This is a genomic window from Komagataeibacter europaeus (assembly GCF_002173515.1).
Classification (GTDB): Bacteria; Pseudomonadota; Alphaproteobacteria; order Acetobacterales; family Acetobacteraceae; genus Komagataeibacter; species Komagataeibacter europaeus.
This window is the reverse complement of sequence record NZ_CP021467.1, coordinates 2,933,521-2,951,641: the sequence shown is the minus strand read 5'-3', so window position 1 is coordinate 2,951,641 and position 18,121 is coordinate 2,933,521. Positions and strand designations below refer to the sequence as shown.

At 66.3% G+C, this 18,121-nt stretch carries 12 protein-coding genes and 3 pseudogenes; 4 read left to right on the top strand and 11 right to left on the bottom strand.

The features are described from left to right. Positions 1-5: 5 nt before the first annotated feature. On the bottom strand, positions 6-995 hold the full coding sequence (locus S101446_RS13620; RefSeq protein ID WP_167376442.1) for a tyrosine recombinase XerC: 990 nt from the start codon (positions 993-995) through the stop codon (positions 6-8). Between the two features lie 240 nt (positions 996-1,235). Here S101446_RS13620 and S101446_RS13615 point away from each other — a divergent pair. After that, positions 1,236-3,487, top strand: a pseudogene (locus S101446_RS13615) (primosomal protein N'). 105 nt (positions 3,488-3,592) lie between these two features. On the opposite strand, the pseudogene S101446_RS13610 reads toward S101446_RS13615, so the two are convergent. Next, positions 3,593-5,277, bottom strand: a pseudogene (locus S101446_RS13610) (NAD(P)/FAD-dependent oxidoreductase). A gap of 149 nt (positions 5,278-5,426) precedes the next feature. Here S101446_RS13610 and S101446_RS13605 point away from each other — a divergent pair. The 3 genes from S101446_RS13605 to S101446_RS13595 all read left to right on the top strand — a co-directional run bounded on the left by S101446_RS13605 (position 5,427) and on the right by S101446_RS13595 (position 8,987). Further along, entirely contained in the window at positions 5,427-6,512 is a 1,086-nt protein-coding gene (locus tag S101446_RS13605) for a cation diffusion facilitator family transporter (RefSeq protein ID WP_087608581.1), read from the top strand. Between the two features lie 23 nt (positions 6,513-6,535). Further along, positions 6,536-7,438 carry a cation diffusion facilitator family transporter gene (locus S101446_RS13600; RefSeq protein ID WP_010507228.1) on the top strand — a complete coding sequence of 301 codons (903 nt, stop codon included), beginning with the start codon at positions 6,536-6,538 and terminating at the stop codon, positions 7,436-7,438. 193 nt (positions 7,439-7,631) lie between these two features. Then, positions 7,632-8,987: a chloride channel protein gene (locus tag S101446_RS13595; RefSeq protein WP_087608580.1), complete on the top strand. Its 1,356-nt coding sequence runs from the start codon at positions 7,632-7,634 to the stop codon at positions 8,985-8,987. Here S101446_RS13595 and S101446_RS13590 read toward each other — a convergent pair. The 9 genes and pseudogenes from S101446_RS13590 to S101446_RS13550 all read right to left on the bottom strand — a co-directional run bounded on the left by S101446_RS13590 (position 8,970) and on the right by S101446_RS13550 (position 17,978). Continuing rightward, positions 8,970-10,007 carry a glycosyltransferase gene (locus S101446_RS13590; protein ID WP_087608579.1) on the bottom strand — a complete coding sequence of 346 codons (1,038 nt, stop codon included), beginning with the start codon at positions 10,005-10,007 and terminating at the stop codon, positions 8,970-8,972. The two genes, S101446_RS13595 and S101446_RS13590, sit on opposite strands and share 18 nt — an antisense overlap. A 114-nt stretch (positions 10,008-10,121) precedes the next feature. Further along, positions 10,122-11,186: a WD40 repeat domain-containing protein gene (locus tag S101446_RS13585; RefSeq protein ID WP_087608578.1), complete on the bottom strand. Its 1,065-nt coding sequence runs from the start codon at positions 11,184-11,186 to the stop codon at positions 10,122-10,124. Then, positions 11,183-12,184 (bottom strand): CobW family GTP-binding protein, encoded by a 1,002-nt coding sequence (locus S101446_RS13580; RefSeq protein ID WP_087608577.1) that lies wholly within the window; start codon positions 12,182-12,184, stop codon positions 11,183-11,185. Before S101446_RS13580 ends, S101446_RS13585 begins: the two co-directional genes overlap by 4 nt. Positions 12,185-12,304: 120 nt before the next feature. After that, a complete protein-coding gene (locus S101446_RS13575) occupies positions 12,305-13,402 on the bottom strand; it encodes a glycosyltransferase family 4 protein (RefSeq protein ID WP_087608893.1) in 1,098 nt (365 codons plus the stop codon). Between the two features lie 16 nt (positions 13,403-13,418). Beyond that, positions 13,419-14,087, bottom strand: coding sequence for a glutathione S-transferase family protein (locus S101446_RS13570; protein WP_019085131.1), 669 nt, complete (start codon positions 14,085-14,087; stop codon positions 13,419-13,421). Further along, on the bottom strand, positions 14,084-15,193 hold the full coding sequence (gene mnmA / locus S101446_RS13565) for a tRNA 2-thiouridine(34) synthase MnmA (RefSeq protein ID WP_010507243.1): 1,110 nt from the start codon (positions 15,191-15,193) through the stop codon (positions 14,084-14,086). Before mnmA ends, S101446_RS13570 begins: the two co-directional genes overlap by 4 nt. Before the next feature lie 119 nt (positions 15,194-15,312). Continuing rightward, complete coding sequence (locus S101446_RS13560; protein ID WP_019085133.1) at positions 15,313-15,627, bottom strand: ferredoxin family 2Fe-2S iron-sulfur cluster binding protein; 315 nt, start codon at positions 15,625-15,627, stop codon at positions 15,313-15,315. Between the two features lie 4 nt (positions 15,628-15,631). After that, positions 15,632-16,846: a cysteine desulfurase family protein gene (locus S101446_RS13555; RefSeq protein WP_087608576.1), complete on the bottom strand. Its 1,215-nt coding sequence runs from the start codon at positions 16,844-16,846 to the stop codon at positions 15,632-15,634. After that, positions 16,843-17,978, bottom strand: a pseudogene (locus S101446_RS13550) (cysteine desulfurase family protein). The gene S101446_RS13555 and the pseudogene S101446_RS13550 overlap by 4 nt, the downstream one beginning before the upstream one ends. Positions 17,979-18,121 lie beyond the last annotated feature (143 nt).

The window sequence follows — 18,121 nt, the reverse complement described above, 5'->3', positions numbered from 1 at the left end:
CCTGTTCATCGTGCAGTATCGGGCGGGGTATCGGTGGCATGGGGATGCGCCCGTGTCCAGACATCCATAAGCCTGGCTTCGTCCGCCAGCGTATAACGCTGCGTGGTGGACAGGCTGGCATGGCCCAGCAGATCCTGTATCACGCGCAGGTCGGCGCCCCCTTCCATAAGGTGGGTGGCAAACGAATGCCGCAGGGCATGCGGGGTTGCATGTTCGGGCAGGCCCGCCATGTGCCGCCATGTCCGCATGGCGCGCTGGGCGATGCCCGCCTGCAGGCGTCCCCCACGCACGCCGACGAACAATGGCGCATCGGGCTGCGGCAGCGGATGCACGCCCCGCCAGCGCAATAGCGCCTGCATGACCTGCGGCAGCACCGGCACCATGCGTTCCTTCCCGCCCTTGCCCCGGATGCGCAGCACACCATCCCCCTTCGTGCCATCGCCAAGCGTGCCAGCCTGATCCAGATCGCGCACATCCAGCGTCAGGGCTTCGGAAATACGCAGGCCACAGCCGTACAGCAGCATGAACAATGCCCCGTCGCGCACCTGCGCCATCGGGGTATGGGCGATATCGGATACCCCTTCGGGTACCTCCAGCGCCTGTGCCTGCGGCAGCGGGCGGGGCAGCGGGCGACGCGTGCGCGGCGTGGCCAGCAGGCCCGGCGCCGGATTGTCGACACCATGATAGCGCGCCAGATAACGGTAAAAGGACCGCAGCGCCGAAACCCGGCGCGCGCGTGTCCGCGCGGCGCGGTCCTGCGTGGTGGGGCGGCGACCACCCAGGGCTGCGGCATGTTCATCGGCCAGCCATGCGCGCAGGTCGGTCAGGGACAGGCCCGCCAGCGCCCCCAGATCCGGCTCCGCGCCCAGATGCGTGGTCAGGAATGCAAGGAACCGGTCCAGGTCCCCCCGATAGGCCACAAGCGTCAGGTCCGCGGCACGGCGTTCGGTTTCCATCCATTGCAGGAACGCGTCACGTGCTTCGGTTGCCATCATGTCCTGCGCCCTTTCATCCCGTTGCCATGTAATCTTGGACATTACCTGAAAATAACGCATTGATAAAAAATAACAAAAGTTTCCCGGCGATGCCTTTCCGGAAAATGCTGCACCAAAAACCTTCCCGGTTTTTCCCGGCCATTTCACAAGCAGGCTTTCCAGACAGTCCCTTCCGACGATGTGTGCGCCCTACGCAAATGATGGACAAGACACGGGCGATGCCTGACGGTAGAAAAACACATGCCGCATCGCAATGCTTCACAACCGGACCTGCTGCCCGCCCCTGCCGATGGACGGGTGCGGGTCATGCTGACCCTGCCCTTTGCCGGGCCGCTGGACTATCTGCTGCCGCCCCGCCTGGCCGGTGTGCAGCCCGGTGATATCGTAAGCGTGCCACTGGGCCGCCGCACCGAAACGGGGGTGGTCTGGGACGCGACATCGCGCCTGCCACCCGAATTCACCCCGCCGCCTCAAAAAGAAGTGGCGACCGCACGCCTGAAACCCGTTGCCGCGCGGCTTGACCTGCCGCCCCTGCCCGCGCAGTTGCGGCAGTTCGTGGACTGGGTGGCGGCCTATACCCTTTCCCCGCCGGGCATGGTGCTGGCCATGGCGTTGCGGGCCAACGCGCTGGCCCCGCTGCCGCGTCCCGCAACCGGGTGGGCCGTGGTCCCGGCACTTCCCACGGATCTGCGCCTGACGCCAGCACGGCACAAGGTGCTGGATATTGCCGCCGAAGGCTCCCCCCTGACCACGACGGAACTGGCCCGCCGCGCGGGCGTGGGTGCCGCCGTGATACGCGGGCTGGCGCAGGCCGGTGCGTTGCAGGCGGTTGAAATCGCCCCGCCGCCACCGTTCAATAATCCCGATCCCGCGCATTGCCCCCCGGTGCTGGAGGGTGATCAGGCGACCGTCGCCACCGAACTGCGCGCCCGCGTGGCGGAGAACGGATTTTCCATCACCCTGCTGGAAGGGGTAACCGGGTCAGGCAAGACCGAGATTTACATGGAGGCCATAGCCGCCTGTATCGCAGCGGGGCGGCAGGCGCTGGTGCTGCTGCCCGAAATCGCGCTGTCGGCCCAGTGGACCGGACGGTTTGCCCGCCGCTTCGGCGCGGAACCCGCCCTGTGGCATTCCGACCTTGGTTCCCGCCTGCGCCGGGTGACATGGCGGGCGGTGGCCGATGGCACGGCGCGGGTCGTGGTCGGGGCGCGATCGGCGCTGTTCCTGCCATTCGACCAGCTTGGCCTGATCATTGTCGATGAGGAACACGAAACCGCCTTCAAGCAGGAAGACGGCGTGACCTACCACGCCCGCGACATGGCGGTGGTACGCGCACGCATGAGCCGGGCCCCCGTGGTGCTGGTCTCGGCCACACCCAGCCTTGAAAGCCTGGCCAATGTCGGCGCGGGCCGGTACCGGCACCTGAAGCTGGGGGCACGCCACGGCAACGCCAGCATGCCGGATGTGGAAACGCTGGACATGCGCGCGGACCCGCCCGAACGCGGGCTGTTCCTGTCGCCCGTGCTGACCGGCGCGATCAATGGTGCGATCGGGCGCGGGGAACAGGCGATGCTGTTCCTCAACCGCCGCGGCTATGCGCCGCTGACGCTGTGCCGCACCTGCGGCCACCGCATGCAGTGCCCCAACTGCACCGCATGGCTGGTGGAACACCGCGCGCGCCATATCCTGACCTGTCACCATTGCGGGTATGACGAACCCATTCCCCAGACCTGCCCCAAATGCGCCGATGCCGACAGCCTGACCCCCATCGGCCCCGGCGTGGAGCGGATAACGGAAGAAGCCCGCGCCACCTTTCCCGATGCGCGGATACTGGTCATGGCCAGCGATACGCTGAATGGCCCCGCCGCCACCGCCGCCGCCGTGGAGCGCATCGCCCGGCGCGAGATCGACCTGGTGATCGGCACGCAGATCGTGGCCAAGGGCTGGCATTTCCCGCACCTGACGCTGGTGGGAATCGTGGATGCCGATCTGGGCCTGGGGGGTGGCGACCTGCGCGCGTCCGAGCGCACGGTGCAGCTATTGCACCAGGTCGCGGGCCGCGCGGGCCGTGCCGAGGCACCGGGCCGCGTGCTGCTGCAAAGCTACGTGCCCGACCACCCGGTCATGCAGGCGCTGGTATCGGGCGATTTCGCAAGCTTCATGGAACAGGAAGCCGAACAGCGCCGTCCCGGCTTCTGGCCCCCTTATGGGCGTCTGGCCGCCCTGATCGTCAGTGCGGAAGCACCCGATGCGGCGGACCTGACCGCGCGCGCGCTGGGCCAGAACGCGCCCCGGATGGACGGCGTGCAGGTGCTGGGGCCCGCCCCCGCGCCACTGGCCATCCTGCGTGGGCGGCACCGCTTCCGCTTGCTGCTGCGCGCGCGGCGCGCAATATCGCGGTGCAGCCGATCGTGCGTGAATGGCTGTCGCGCGTAAAGCCTGAGCGCGGGGCGCGGATCGATGTGGATATTGATCCGGTCTCGTTCCTGTAAATTACTTAAAAATAAAGGTTTTTGGGTGCCGCCTTTTTTCAAAAAGGCGGCGTTCCCTGAAGCTTTTTGAAAAAAGCTTCACCAAAAACTTTTATCCGTTTTGGTTCACTGCGCGTCGGTCGCGTGCATCATGCCGCGCTGCATGGTCCCATCAACCGGGCGACCGGCCAGCGAAAGGGCCACGGCCTCGGCAATGCGGATGCCGTCAATCCCCGCCGACAGGATGCCACCGGCATAACCCGCCCCTTCGCCCGCCGGGAACAGGCCACGCATGTTCACGCCCTGCCCGTCCACCCCGCGCGGGATGCGCAGGGGGGATGACGTGCGCGTCTCCACCCCGGTCATGATGGCGTCACGCATGGAAAAGCCCGGTATCTTGCGTTCGAACGCGGGCAGCGCCTCGCGCATGGCGGTCACCGCGAATTCCGGCAGGCAGAGCGCGAGGTCGGTCGGCGTGACACCGGGCCTGTAGGACGGCACGACATCGCCCAACGCGGTCGAGGGCCTGCCGTCAAGGAAATCCCCCACCGTCTGGGCCGGGGCGAAATAGGCGCCGCCACCGGCTTCGAACGCCTTGCGCTCCCACTCACGCTGGAACGCGATACCGGCCAGCGGGCCGCCGGGATAATCGCGTTCTGGCGTCACGCCAACCACGATGCCCGCATTGGCGTTGCGTTCGGCGCGGGAATACTGGCTCATGCCATTGGTCACCACCTGCCCCACTTCCGACGTGGCCGCGACCACCGTGCCACCGGGACACATGCAGAACGAATAGACCCCGCGCCCGTTGGCCGCATGGTGCACCAGCCTGTAATCGGCCGCCCCCAGCAACGGCACGGTGTCGGGCTGGCCATAACGGGCGGTGTTGATGATGGATTGCGGGTGTTCGATCCGCACGCCGATTGAAAACGGCTTGGCCACCATGTCCACGCCCGCCGCATGCAGGGATGCAAAGGTGTCGCGCGCGCTGTGGCCAATGGCCAGCACGACATGGCCTGCCGCGATTTCATCCCCGTCCGCCAGGCGCAGGGCAGCGATACGCTGGCCACCGGCGCCATCGTCCTGCGTTACGAAATCGGTCACATGCGCGCCAAAACGGTATTCGCCACCAAGTGCCTCGATCTCGGCGCGGATACGCTCCACCATCGAGACAAGGCGGAAGGTGCCGATATGGGGACGGGAAAGATAGAGGATTTCCTCCGGCGCGCCCGCACGCACAAATTCCGCCAGCACCTTGCGCCCGTAATGCCGGGGGTCGCTGACCTGGCTGTACAGCTTGCCGTCCGAGAACGTTCCCGCCCCCCTTCGCCAAACTGCACGTTGCTTTCGGGGTTCAGGATGGATTTGCGCCACAGGGCGAAAGTATCGACCGTGCGCTCACGCACCACCTTGCCGCGTTCGAGCACCAGCGGACGCAGCCCCATCTGCGCCAGCACCAGGGCCGCCATCAGCCCGCATGGCCCCGCCCCGATCACCACCGGCCGCACGAATCCGGCCATCCGCGCCATGGCCGGACCATCATCCACCACGAAACGATAGGACGTATCGGGGGCAGGCATGATATCACGCGCGCCGTCATGCGCAGCGAGGACAGCGGCTTCATCCCGCACGGCGCAGTCCACCGTATAGACCAGCATGATACGGTGCCTGCGGCGGGCGTCATGCCCGCGACGGAATATGGTCACGTCACTGATGTCCATGACAGGCACACCCAGCCGGTCGGCCACGGCCTGCGTCAGGGCAGCGTCGTCATGGTCGATGGGCAGGCGCAGTTCGGTCAGTCGGATCATCGGGTCGCGTTTCCATGGCAGTGGGGCCGTCGCGATGCCATATCACGGCGGCCCCATGCACAAAATGCGCTAAGTGCTGGTGACGTGCCGCAACCTTCTGCTAGGAAGGCGGCACGCTTTCAATCCCACTGCTGAATGGATGCTGCCCCATGGGTGAGTGCCAGCATAACCATGGCGATCATGACGGCCATGGGCACAACCACGATCATGGCCATGACGCCCACAACGCCCACAACCCCGATGGCCATGCGGGCCATGGTCACGACGACCATGACGGACATGACCATGCAGGTCACGACTGCGGGCACGACCATGGCGGGCTGTTTGGCCACCACCATGTCCACACGCCTGCATCCTATGGTCGGGCATTTGCCATCGGCATCGCGCTCAACCTTGTCTATGTCATCGGGGAAGCGGCGTGGGGCGTGCGCAGCCATGCGCTGTCGCTACTGGCGGATGCGGGGCACAACCTGTCGGACGTGCTCGCCCTGGGCGCTGCGTGGCTGGCGGAAATCCTGTCGCGCCGTTCACCCAGCCGCGATTTCACGTACGGGCTGCGCCGGTCATCCATCCTGGCCGCCTTGGGCAATGCGGTGGCCCTGCTGGTCGTGACCGGGGGCATCATGTGGGAAGCCGTGCTGCGCCTAATCCACCCGCACCCGGTGGCCGGTGTCGCGGTGATGGTGGTCGCGGGCATCGGCATTGCGGTCAACGGAGCAACGGCCATGCTGTTCGCCAGCGGCGGCAAGACGGACCTGAACCTGCATGGCGCGTTCCTGCACATGGCGTCGGATGCGCTGATGTCGCTGGCGGTGGTGGCTGGTGGCGGGCTGATCCTGATGACGGGATGGCTGCGAATCGACCCCATCATCTGCCTTGTCGTGTCGCTGTCCATTATCATGGCGACATGGTCGCTTTTGCGGGATTCGCTGGACATGGCGCTGGACCGCGTGCCGCGTGGCATCAACGCGGCGCAGGTGGATGCCTTCCTGCGCACCCTGCCCGGCGTATGCGACCTGCATGACCTGCATATCTGGCCGATCAGCACCACCGAAACCGCGCTGACGGTCCATCTGGTACGCAGCGCCTGTGAAAACGGCCATCCTGCCGACGGGCTGCTGAACCGCGCGGCGCATGAACTGCGTGAGCGCTTTGGCATCGTCCATCCCACGTTCCAGATCGAAACGCTGAACGACGCGGATCACTGCGTCCTTGCCGACGCCCGCACCGTCTAGGTCCAACGAGTTCCCTGCCCGACATGTTTTCCAATACCAACACCAAGATACGCGCGGCCTGGTGCAGCGTGGTGGTCAGCATCATCGCGCTGGGCATGAAATACGCCGCATGGCGGGTGACGGGCAGCATCGCGCTGTATTCCGATGCAATCGAGACGATCATCAACGTGGTTTCCGCCGTGGCGGGGCTGTGGGCGCTGCGGGTGGCCAGCCTGCCGCCCGACCACAACCATACCTATGGCCATTACAAGGCCGAGTACCTGTCCGCCGTGGCGGAAGGGGTGCTGGTAGTCATTACCGCCATTACCATCGCGCATGAGGCATGGATCGGTTTCATGCACATGCACCCGCCCGAGGATTCGCTGCTGGGCATTTCGCTCAATGGCGGGGCGGGGCTGCTCAACCTGGGGTGGGGGCTGTTCCTCATGCGCATGGGGCGGGCGCACCATTCCCCCGCCCTTGTGGCCAGCGGGCATCATGTGCTGTCCGATGTCTGGACGTCTGCCGTGCTGATTGGCGGCTTCATCCTGATCCCGCTGACGGGGTGGCTGTGGCTGGACCCGCTGCTGGCCGCGCTGATCTCGCTCAACGTGCTGCGCACGGGCTGGGACATGATGCGCACCTCCATCGCGGGGCTTATGGACGAAGCGCCCGATTCCGGGACGCTAGCGGAAATCCGCTCCATCATTTCCCACACTGCCACCGGCGCGATGGAAGCCCACGACATCCGCGCGCGTATCGTGGGCGCCATGACATTCATCGAATTTCACCTTGTGGTGCCCGGCACCATGAGCGTAGAGGACGCCCATCATATCTGCGACCGGATCGAGAACGGCCTGCGCGCGGGTCTGGGCGATGCGCTGATCAACATTCACGTCGAACCCGAACGCAAGGCCAAGCATACCGGCGTACTGGTCCTGCCCTGATCTGATCCCGGTTGCCTGCGCCCGACCGGAAAACCGCAGGCCGGACGTGCCGCAGATGGCCGTCCGGGTTGCGATAAATGCTGCCCTTGTCCCGCAACCGGACTGTCCCCGCCCGGTTTTAACTGTCAGTGCCGTTGCTGAAAGTAGATGACCGGTAATGCGAACCGACCTTACTGAAATCCGCAGGAAGCACATGCGCCACCTGCGTCGTTCCGCCCGCATCACGACCGAGCAGTGGCGGCGCAAGCTGGCGTGCTGGGCGGCCGCCGTGGTGGTCGGTGTAGTTGCGGTGGGTTTCGCCATGGCGGCGGACGCAGCGGCTACGGTGCGCAACCATATCATCGGCATCAGCCCATGGATCATGCTGGCGCTTACGCCGGGGGGGCTGGCGCTGTCCACGTGGCTGACGCGCACATGGTTCCGTGGCGCGCAGGGCAGCGGCATTCCCCAGACCATCGCGACGCTGCACCTTGAAAACTTCGCCATCATCGACCGGCTGCTGTCGCTGCGGGTGGCGGCGGGCAAGATCCTGCTGACCACGCTGGGGCTGGTCGCTGGCGCCTCCATCGGGCGCGAGGGGCCAAGCGTGCAGATCGGCGCCGCCATCATGCATGCCTGCGGGCGGTGGCTGAACCTGTCCACCATCAGCATGCGCCGCGGGCTGATCCTGGCGGGTGGGGCATCGGGCGTATCGGCGGCGTTCAATACGCCGCTGGCCGGCATTGTGTTCGCGATCGAGGAACTCAGCCACTCATTCGAACAGCGCACCAGCGGCACCATGCTGACGGGGGTGATCCTGTCGGGCGTGACCGCCATCGCGCTGGTGGGAAACTACAGCTATTTCGGCCATACCGACGTAGTGGTGCCGATCGGCATAAGCTGGATCGCGGTACCCACCTGCGGCATCCTTGGCGGGATCGGGGGCGGCGTGTTTTCGGCCATCCTGATCCGGGCCACGCGTGGCCTGCCCGGCGGGGTGGGGCGCTTTGCCCGTGGCAGGCCGGTGGCGTTTGCCGCCACCTGCGGGCTGCTGCTGGCGATCATCGGCATTGCATCGGACGGCATCACCTACGGCACCGGCTATGAACAGGCGCATGAAATCATTGAAGGCAAGACGCATTATCCCGCATCCTTCTTCATCCTGAAATTCATCGCCACCATCATTTCCTACTGTTCGGGCATTCCGGGGGGACTGTTCGCGCCCTCGCTGGCCATCGGGGCGGGGTTTGGCGGATGGGTGGCGCAGTTCCTGCCGCACACCACGCCGGGGGCCGTGGTGCTGCTGGGCACGGTCGCCTATTTTTCCGCCGTGGTGCAGTCGCCACTGACCGCATCGGTGATCGTCATGGAAATGTGCGACAACCAGCAGGTGACGCTGGCGCTGCTGGCCACGTCATTCCTTGCCTATGGCGTCTCGCGCATGATCTGTTCGCAGCCGCTTTACGCGGCCCTGGCCGAAGCATTCCTTGACGGCATGGCCTCGGCCCCCAGGCCGCCCGTGGCGACGCCACGGCCGCCGCCTGCATCGCCGCTACCTGCCACGCGCTGACAGCACGCGTTCATACAGCGCAAGCCACTGCGCGGTTACGGCCTGGCGGGTAAAACGCGCTTCATAATCCCGCCTGCCGCCTGCGACGATCCGCGCGGCCAGTGCCGGGTCGTCCAGCACGCGCTGCATGGCGGTGGTCAGCGCGGGCGCGTCATCAATGGGCACCAGCATGCCATTATCCCCGTCGCGCACATGCGCGCGCGGCCCGGCGGCCGCACACGCCACCAGCGGCACATCCGCCGACCAGGCATCCAGAATGACAGTGCCAAAGGGCTCATAACGCGACGGCAGCACGCATATGTCCGCCGCCGCCAGCAAAGCCCCCCGATCCGAACGCCAGCCCAGGAAATGCACCCGGTCCGCAATGCCCAGACGGGCCGCCTGGGCCGCAAGGGCCGCCTTCAGTTCCCCTTCCCCCGCCAGCCACACATGGCAGCGCGGCAGCAGGGGCAGTGCATCCAGCAGCGTTTCCAGTCCCTTGGCCGGATGCAGCCGCGACAGCACCAGCAGCACCGGCGCATCATCTGGTGTACCTAGCGACTGGCGGGAAACCGGCGCCTGCGGCATGACGGAGGGAAAGGTCGGCACATAGGCCACCCGGTCAGGTGGCGCGCCCCGTTCGCGCATGGATTCGGCCATATCCGGCGTGCACCCCACGAACCAGTCGCAATGCGCAAATGGGCGCAGATCCTTGTAATTGCCAAACCAGCCAATGACGGGAACACCCGTATGCGCCGGCACCAGTTCCGCCGCCCGGCGCAGCCAGCAATGGATCAGGTCGGGCTGCATGCGTTCGATCAGGCGATGCAGCGCATGGCGGATCAGGGGACGCAGGGGCAGGCGCAGCGGGCCTGTTTCCACCGCCATGCCCGCATGCCGCAGTTCCCTGCTGCGGAGGGCGGCAGGATGCATGACCACGCGTTGCGTCAGTCCCGCCATGTGCAGGCTGAGCATGACATCGGTGGAATACAGTTCAGCCCCACCATTGCCCCGGGCGGCCATGATATGAAGTACGCGCATAACGCCCCGCAATTCATGAAAAGTTCCTGGTGAAGCCTTTTTCAGGAAACTTCAGCGAACGCCGCCTTTTTTCAAAAAAGGCGGCACCCAGAAACCTTTATGACTTAACCCGTTTTATTTGGCGCTCAGGTCCACAACGCAGGCGCGGCCATCTTCCGAACCAAAGGCAAGGCAGCAGCCATCGGGACTGAATTCCAGCGCCGTCACCGCGCCCGATCCACCGATGCATACCGGCAGGATACGCTGCGCCCCGGTATCGGCCATCAGCACCGATCCGTCGGCAAACCCCGCCGCCACAATATCATGGACGGGATGGCAGGCGACACGGGTGCACATGACGCCCGGCAGGCCGCCGGCCTCGGCCGGGGGCTTGCCCATCGGGCCGCCACCAAAGAACGGCCACATCACGATGGTGTCCGCCCCGCTGGTCACCAGCCACTTGCCATTGCGGGTAAAGGCCATGGACTGCACCTTGGACGGATAACCGCTCATGCGCATGTTATGCCCGTCCGACAGCCGCCAGCCATGCAGTTCCGATTCCTGCATGGATGTGACCAGCGCCTCACCGGCGGGATGGATGGCGATGCCGATATGGCTGCCCTTCCATTCCAGCGGACGCACGGTATCCACCTTCGCCTGCACGAACCACATCGATGCGCCGTTATAGTGCGATGCGGCAATCCGCTTGCCCTTGGCATCGAACACGATGCCGCTGACGGTGGAGGGATGATCCAGCACCTTCAGCGTGGTCTGCCCGTCGGCATCGCGCAGTTCGACCTGCTTGCCCGATGCAAAGGCGATCACGCCGCCCTTGCCATTGGTCCATGTCGTGATGTGCTCGATCCAGCGGCGACCTTTTGCAAGGTCCGTGACGCTGCCATCGGCGCCGACACGGCGCAGGGCGTTGTCATCGCCGCCGGTCAGGAAGCCGGTGGGGGCAGCATCGGGCGCAATGGCAAGGATCGCGCCATCATGCACGGTCATGACGTTCCATGCATCCGACTGGCCCCAGTCCGCCCGGCCCGCCACCATGATGTCGCCCTCACCCGTGGCGAAGGCGACCTGCTGGCTGTCGCGTGAGATGGCGCAGCCGGTAATCTGGCCTTCCATCTGGCGCATGGCCCCACGGCGTTCCAGCAGGCCGGCGGCGGGGATGGTATCGTTTACGGTATCGCTCATTTCGCACGGCAGCTTTCAAAACCGCGGCGAAGCTGCGGACGGTTGAGGTTACGGCCAATGAAGACCAGGCGGGAGACACGCGGCTCACCTTCCTTCCACGGACCGATGAAGCCGCCGTCGGCCATCATGTGCACGGCCTGGAAGGCGAAACGCTGGTCCTCGCCAGCGTAGTTCAGGATGCCCTTGGCACGCAGGATGTCGGCCCCCTGTTCCTGCAGCACCGCGCCGATCCATGCCTGGAACTTGGCGGCGTCCAGCGGTTCTTCCACCTCATAGGACAGGGAAGTCACGTCCGCTTCATGGGAATGGCTGGTATCCTCAAGGAAACGCGGCGCGTGTTCCAGCGCGCGCTGCAGGTCGAACCCGCCCTGGTCCAGCACATCGGACAGCGGCACGTCACCGCGCTGCGCGCGGTGGATGCGCCCGACGGCGTTGATGGAACGGATGCGCGATTCGATGGTGGCCAGCGCCACTTCGTCCACCAGGTCGGTCTTGTTGAGGATGATGACATCGGCAAACGCGATCTGGTTCACCGCCTCCGGGCTTTCATCAAGCGTCTGGATGACGTTGTAGGCATCGACCACCGTGACCACGGCGTCCAGCCGGGTCTTGCCGCGCACGTCCTCGTCCACGAAAAAGGTCTGGGCGACGGGGGCGGGATCGGCCAGGCCGGTGGTCTCGACAATGATGCCGTCAAACTTCGCCCGGCGCTTCATGAGGTTGCCGAGAATGCGGATCAGGTCGCCGCGCACGGTGCAGCAGATGCAGCCGTTGTTCATCTCGAACACTTCCTCGTCGGCATCCACCACGAGGTCGTTGTCCACGCCAAGTTCACCGAACTCGTTCACCACCACCGCGTATTTGCGGCCGTGCTGCGCCGTCAGGATATGGTTGAGCAGCGTGGTCTTGCCCGCCCCCAGGAATCCCGTCAGCACCGTAACCGGCACGAGGGTGTTCTGGACTGTGGCGTCTGGCGACGCCTGAACGGTATCGGACATATGGCCTCCGGTCTTTTCAAATTGCCTGCATCATGCGTGGCGTAAGCCTTGTGTGCCCAGATATAGGGCCATGGGGCGGCGTGTCCCATACCCGGCGGCACAGAAAAACGGAAAAGAGGGTCAGGCCCCGCCCCGGTGCAGGGCTGCATCACGCATCGCATCGCGGCAGGCACGGGCATGTTCGATGCTGAAACGCGCGGCCTGCGCCCGACCGCGTGCAGTCAGGGCTTCACGCGCGGGCAGATCGTCCATCAACCCGGCCATGGCCCGGGCCAGCCCCGTTGCGGGTTCGGGCGCGCACAGCAGGCCGCCATTCCCCACCACTTCGGGCAGTCCGCCCACCGGGGACGCGATCAGGGCGGCCCCGGCGGCCATGGCCTCCAGCGCCGTCATGCCGAATGGCTCGGGCCAGCGGCTGGGCACGACCACGATGGCCGCCTGCGCCATGGCCGCCAGAACATCCGCATGTGGCCTGTATCCGGTCATGTCCACGCCCGCCGCCGCGGCTTTGGGCAACAGGTCGGACATGAACGGGGTCAGTGGCGCATCGGTGCGGAAACGGTCGGCGCCGATCATGCGGAAATTCCAGTCGGGATGGGTCCGTGCAAGCTGTCCGCAGGCGGCGACAAACAGGTCCGCCCCCTTGTCCGCCACCACCCGCCCGGCAAACAGCACGCGGCGCGCGCGCTGCGCCATGGGGGGCACCACTGCCGGCAACGCCACGCCATTGGGCGACAGCCCGACCTGCCGCGCGCAGGCCGCGGGCAGGCCGTCAAGGAACCGCTGCCGCACCCACCCCGATACGCAGGCCACATCCATCAACCGCAGCAGGTCACGACGCTGGCCAGGCGTATCCGCCCCGCGCATGCCCTGCGGGTCGTTATGCAGCACCAGCAGCACGCGCTGTTCCAGGCGGTGTCGGGCAATGTAATGGGCGGTATCGGGACGGTTGTGGACTTCCACCACGGCGGCGCCCGTCTGGGCCACCGCGCGCGCGATGGCTGCGGCATAACGCAGGCTGCGTCGCCCCGGTGGCCACAGCCCGGGCTGCACGGCACGGTAGTCATGATCCGGCAGCAGGGATGGCCCGTCCAGCGGTGGCCCCACGATCACGTCCCGCGGCCCCGCAAGGGCGGCGACCTGCAACCCGATCGCCCCCACGGCGCCAGGGGAAAATCCCTCACGCGCGGGCAGTACCACCGCCACGCGCCATGGCATGGTCACGGGCGGTCCCTCAGGCAATGTCCTCGAAACGGGACTGCCGCCATTCCGCGGGTTCCTGCGCGGCCTTCTGGTACCAGTCATCGACCAGCGGATGCGCGCGCACGGCGGCCATGTAGGCGCGCGATTCGGGCGACGGACTGATGCCATAGGACAGGAAGCGCGAGACGATGGGCGCGAACATGGCATCCGCCATGCCGAACGTCGCCCCGAACAGGAACGGACCATCCTTGCCAAAATCCAGCCGGGCCTCGGTCCAGATGGCGTCGATCCGGGCGATATCCGCATCGATGTCCGGCGTGGTGCCCGCCGCCAGCGGGCGGTTGTCACGACCGATATTCATGGGCATGGCCTGCCGCACGGCGCGGAAACCCGCATGCATTTCAGCCGAGATGCTGCGGGCATAGGCACGCTGGCGGACATCCTCCGGCCACAGGCCCGGCGTCTGTTCGGCGCAGTATTCACAGATTGCGATGCTTTCCCATACCGCAACACCCTTATGTTCCAGATAGGGCACCTTGCCATTGGGCGAAATGGTCCGGATGGCCGGGGTTTCCCCGTTATCGGCCAGCGGGATCACCTGTTCGCGCACATCCAGCCCGGCCAGACGCACCGCCAGCCACCCGCGCAGCGACCAGGATGAATACCGCCGCGTGCCAATGACCAGAATACCATCACTCATGACGCCGCCTTTCCTTCGCTTCCGGCCTGAACAGCTTCCGCCCGGCGGATGAAGCCACCGCCCAGCACCCGTGTGCCATCGTACATCACGCAGGCCTGACCCGGCGCGGGGACCGCCCCTTCATCCAGTTCCACCCGCGCGCCATTGCCATCCGCCTGCCATACCGTGGCGGGCCGGGCGGCTTCGCGCGCGCGGATCTGCACCGCGCAACGCATGCCATCCGGCCCCGGCGGGGGCACAAGCCAGTTCATGTCCCGCAGCATAAGCGTGCGGGCCACGGCCTGCGCGCGCGGGCCGATCACCACGCGACGGGTGGCGGGTTCGATTCCCACCACCATCTGGCGTTCGCCCTGCCGCATGGCGGCGTTGCCCAGCCGCCTGCTCTGCCCCACGGTGTAGCGGGTCACACCTTCATGCTGGCCCACCACATGACCGGACCGGTCCACGATTTCACCAGCGCCCGTTACATCGGGCCGCAGCTTTTCCACCAGGCCGGCGTATGAGCCATCGGTCACGAAACACAGGTCCTGGCTGTCGGGCTTGGCCGCGACCGCCAGGCCAAAGCGTTCGGCTTCCGCCCGCACGGCGGCCTTGTCGGGCATGTCACCCAGCGGGAAGCGCAGGAAATCAAGCTGGTCGCGGGTCGTGGCGAACAGGAACCATGACTGGTCACGCCCGGCGTCAACGGGACGATGCATTTCCACGCCATCCGGCCCGTCCACGCGGCGGACGTAATGGCCGGTCGCCATGGCGTCCACCCCCAGGTCACGTGCCATGCCCAGCAGGTCGGTAAACTTCACGCCCTGATTGCACGCAACACACGGCACCGGGGTCTCGCCCGCGGCATAGGCATCGGCAAACGTGCCGATCACGCTGTCATGGAAGCGACGTTCGGCGTCGATCACGTAATGGGGAATGCCCAGCCGGTCGGCCACGCGGCGGGCGTCATGAATGTCACGGCCCGCGCAGCATGCGCCCTTTTTCGTGCTTTCGCGCGAATCATACAGCTGGAGGGTCGCGCCGATCACCTCGTGCCCCTCGTCCACCAGACGGGCGGCAACGACGGAACTGTCCACCCCGCCGGACATGGCCACAAGAATGCGCATGGCTTGGTTCCACTTCCCGATGACAGGCAATGCCCGCAGGACTATCCGCCCCCGGGCATCGCACGTCAAACATCATGTTGCGCGCGTCTCATGACGCGCGGTGTATAACAGGCCGCCGGTCAGGACGTGCGCGGCAGGCGCACCACCAGACCGTCCAGCGCCTCGGTCATCACGATCTGGCAGCCCAGTCGCGATGTCTTTTCCAGACCGAAGGCCAGGTCGAGCATATCTTCCTCGTCCTCGGTCGGCGGGGTCAGCCGGGATGCCCATTCGGGGTCCACCACCACATGGCAGGTGGCGCAGGCCAGCGAGCCCTCGCACGCACCCTCAAGGTCGATCCCGTTCTTGTGAGCGATTTCCAGAACGGACAGGCCCAGCGGGGCCGCGACTTCGCGGCGGCTGCCGTCACGCTCGATGAATGTTATATGCGCCATCTTTTCATCCTGCCTGTGCTGTGTGCCCGTCATGGGGCGAAACACTGCCTTGCGCGCGGCACCGTGCCACGGCCTGGCACAGGATCACCGCCGCGCGATCCACATCGGCGGGTGAGGTATAGCGTCCGACGGCCAGACGCAAGCCTCCGGCGGCCTGAACCGCATCCAGCCCCATGGCCGTCAGGACATAGGATGGCGTTACTTCGGCCGATGAACAGGCCGATCCGGTGGACAGGCACAGCTGTGGTACCGCCGCCAGCAGGTCCAGCGCGCGCACGCCGTCAAAGCGCAGGTTGAGGTTTCCCGCCAGCCGCCCGGACCCCGACATGACGCCATGGACATGGATGCCATCGCAGCCCGCCCTTAACGCCGCCAGCAGCCGGTCCCGCAGCCCCGCGACCCGCGCGCGTTCCGCCGGCCCTTCGTCGCGCGCAATGCGGCAGGCCGCGCCGAATCCGATCACCAATGGCGCGGGCAGCGTGCCAGAGCGCAGGCCACGTTCCTGCCCGCCACCCGAAAACAGCGGGGCCAGCCGCACGCGCGGCCTGCGGCGCACGAACAGCGCCCCCACTCCCTTCGGCCCATACAGCTTGTGCCCCGACACGGACGCCAGATCGAGATCCCACGCCCGCACGTCCACATCCATCTTGCCCACCGCCTGCGCCAGGTCGCTGTGCAGCAGCGCGCCCGCCCCGCGGACCAGCGGCGCAAGGGCTGCCATGTCCTGCACCACCCCGGTTTCGTTATTGGCGGCCATGATGCTGACCAGCAGGGTCGGCACGCTCAGGGCATCAGCCAGCACGTCGGGGTCCAGTGTGCCATCGGCCCTGACCGGCAGGATCACCGGCTCGCATCCTTCGCGCGCCAGGTCACGCACCGATTCCAGCACGCATTTATGTTCGGTCGCCAGCGTAATCACCCGCCTGCGCGCGTCCCCCCGGTCCAGCAGGTGACGCACCGCGCCCTTGATGGCGATGTTGTTGGCCTCTGTCGCACCGGATGTCAGCACGATTTCGCGCACGTCCGCCCCCAGTATCGCAGCCACTTCGGCGCGGGCCTGTTCCACCGCGTCATGCGCCGCACGCCCCGCTGCATGGTCAAGGCTGTGGGGATTGGCGAATCTTTCGGTAAACCACGGCATCATTTCCGCCACCACACGTGGATCGCATGGCGTGGTGGCCTGATAGTCGAGATAGATCAGATCATCGGGCATGGTCATGCCGCACCCGCCTGCAACGCGGGCAACCGGGCCGCCATGGCGTCATAGGCCGCGATGAAGCCATCCACCTGTGACTGTACCGCCGACCACGGCAGGGAAACGCGGATGGCGCAGCCTGCGTCTTCCCCCAGTCCCATGGCGTCCAGCACGTGCGACCGCGTGACCTTGCCCGATGAACACGCCGACCCGGCCGAGACGCAGTATCCCGCCATGTCCAGCGCGATCAACTGCGTCTGTGCGCGCCGTCCCGATAGCACAAGGCTGGTCGTATTGGCCAGGCGCGGGGCCGTGCCACCGCAGACCCGCGCGCCCACGCTCAGTGCCGCCGTCTCGATCCGGTCGCGCCATGCGCCGAGCCTTTCGGCCTGTTGCGCCATGTCCCCTGCCGCCACTTTGGCCGCCGCGGCCATCCCGGCAATGGCGGGTAGCGCGGGGGTGCCACCACGCCGACCCTGTTCCTGTCCACCACCGGCCAGCAGCGGGGTGATGGCATGAAACCGGTCCCCGCCAGCAACAGCGCGCCTGCCCCCTTCGGGCCACCGAATTTATGGCCTGAAATCGCGATGCTATCCGCGCCCAGTTCCCCGATGGCAAAGGGAATGCGACCCGCCGCCTGCACCGCGTCCACATGCACCAACGCCCCATGGGCGTGGCAAAGTGCTGCGATATCCCGCACGGGATTGATGACCCCGGTTTCGTTATTGGCCAGCATGACACAGACCAGGGCCGGGGCCGCGCCATCGGCTGCCAGCATGCGTTCCAGCGCGGCACGGTCCAGCACGCCATCAGGCCGGACCGGCACCACGTCCGCCCGCGCCGCACCCCGCACGGCGTCGTGTTCGGTCGCCCCCACCAGCACCCGCCGGCCCTGTGCCTGACCGGTGATGGCCAGCACGTTCGCCTCCGTCCCGCCGGAGGTCAGGACACAGTTTTCAGCCGACACGCCAAACAGGGTGGCCAGATCCTCCCGCGCGGTTTCCAGCACGGCGCGCGCGGCACGCCCCGCACGGTGGACGGATGACGGATTGCCCACCACTTCCGCAGCCGACACCATGGCCGCCAGGGCCTCCGGCCGGAGCGGTTCGGACGCGTTGGCGTCAAGGTAGGTAAAACTGTCGCGTCGGGTGTTCATGCTGTCCAGCCATATGGTTACGCCAAGTCGTTTTGCGAGGTGGATTACGATTTATCTGGCATTTTGTGAATCCACACCGCTATAAGGCAGCGCAACATAATATTTATTGCAACGTGTTATGGTGGGTGCGCGCACCTTTCCCA

Bases quoted from the DNA above. Each gene is read 5' to 3' on its own strand.
- S101446_RS13575 (WP_087608893.1), bottom strand. From the start codon at position 13,402: ATGCCATGGCGCGTGGCGGTGGTACTGCCCGCGCGTGAGGGATTTTCC.
- S101446_RS13585 (WP_087608578.1), bottom strand. From the start codon at position 11,186: ATGAGCGATACCGTAAACGATACCATCCCCGCCGCCGGCCTGCTGGAA.
- S101446_RS13560 (WP_019085133.1), bottom strand. From the start codon at position 15,627: ATGGCGCATATAACATTCATCGAGCGTGACGGCAGCCGCCGCGAAGTC.
- S101446_RS13620 (WP_167376442.1), bottom strand. From the start codon at position 995: ATGATGGCAACCGAAGCACGTGACGCGTTCCTGCAATGGATGGAAACC.
- S101446_RS13600 (WP_010507228.1), top strand. From the start codon at position 6,536: ATGTTTTCCAATACCAACACCAAGATACGCGCGGCCTGGTGCAGCGTG.
- mnmA (WP_010507243.1), bottom strand. From the start codon at position 15,193: ATGCGCATTCTTGTGGCCATGTCCGGCGGGGTGGACAGTTCCGTCGTT.
- S101446_RS13580 (WP_087608577.1), bottom strand. From the start codon at position 12,184: ATGTCCGATACCGTTCAGGCGTCGCCAGACGCCACAGTCCAGAACACC.
- S101446_RS13555 (WP_087608576.1), bottom strand. From the start codon at position 16,846: ATGACCATGCCCGATGATCTGATCTATCTCGACTATCAGGCCACCACG.
- S101446_RS13590 (WP_087608579.1), bottom strand. From the start codon at position 10,007: ATGCGCGTACTTCATATCATGGCCGCCCGGGGCAATGGTGGGGCTGAA.
- S101446_RS13570 (WP_019085131.1), bottom strand. From the start codon at position 14,087: ATGAGTGATGGTATTCTGGTCATTGGCACGCGGCGGTATTCATCCTGG.
- S101446_RS13595 (WP_087608580.1), top strand. From the start codon at position 7,632: ATGCGCCACCTGCGTCGTTCCGCCCGCATCACGACCGAGCAGTGGCGG.
- S101446_RS13605 (WP_087608581.1), top strand. From the start codon at position 5,427: ATGGGTGAGTGCCAGCATAACCATGGCGATCATGACGGCCATGGGCAC.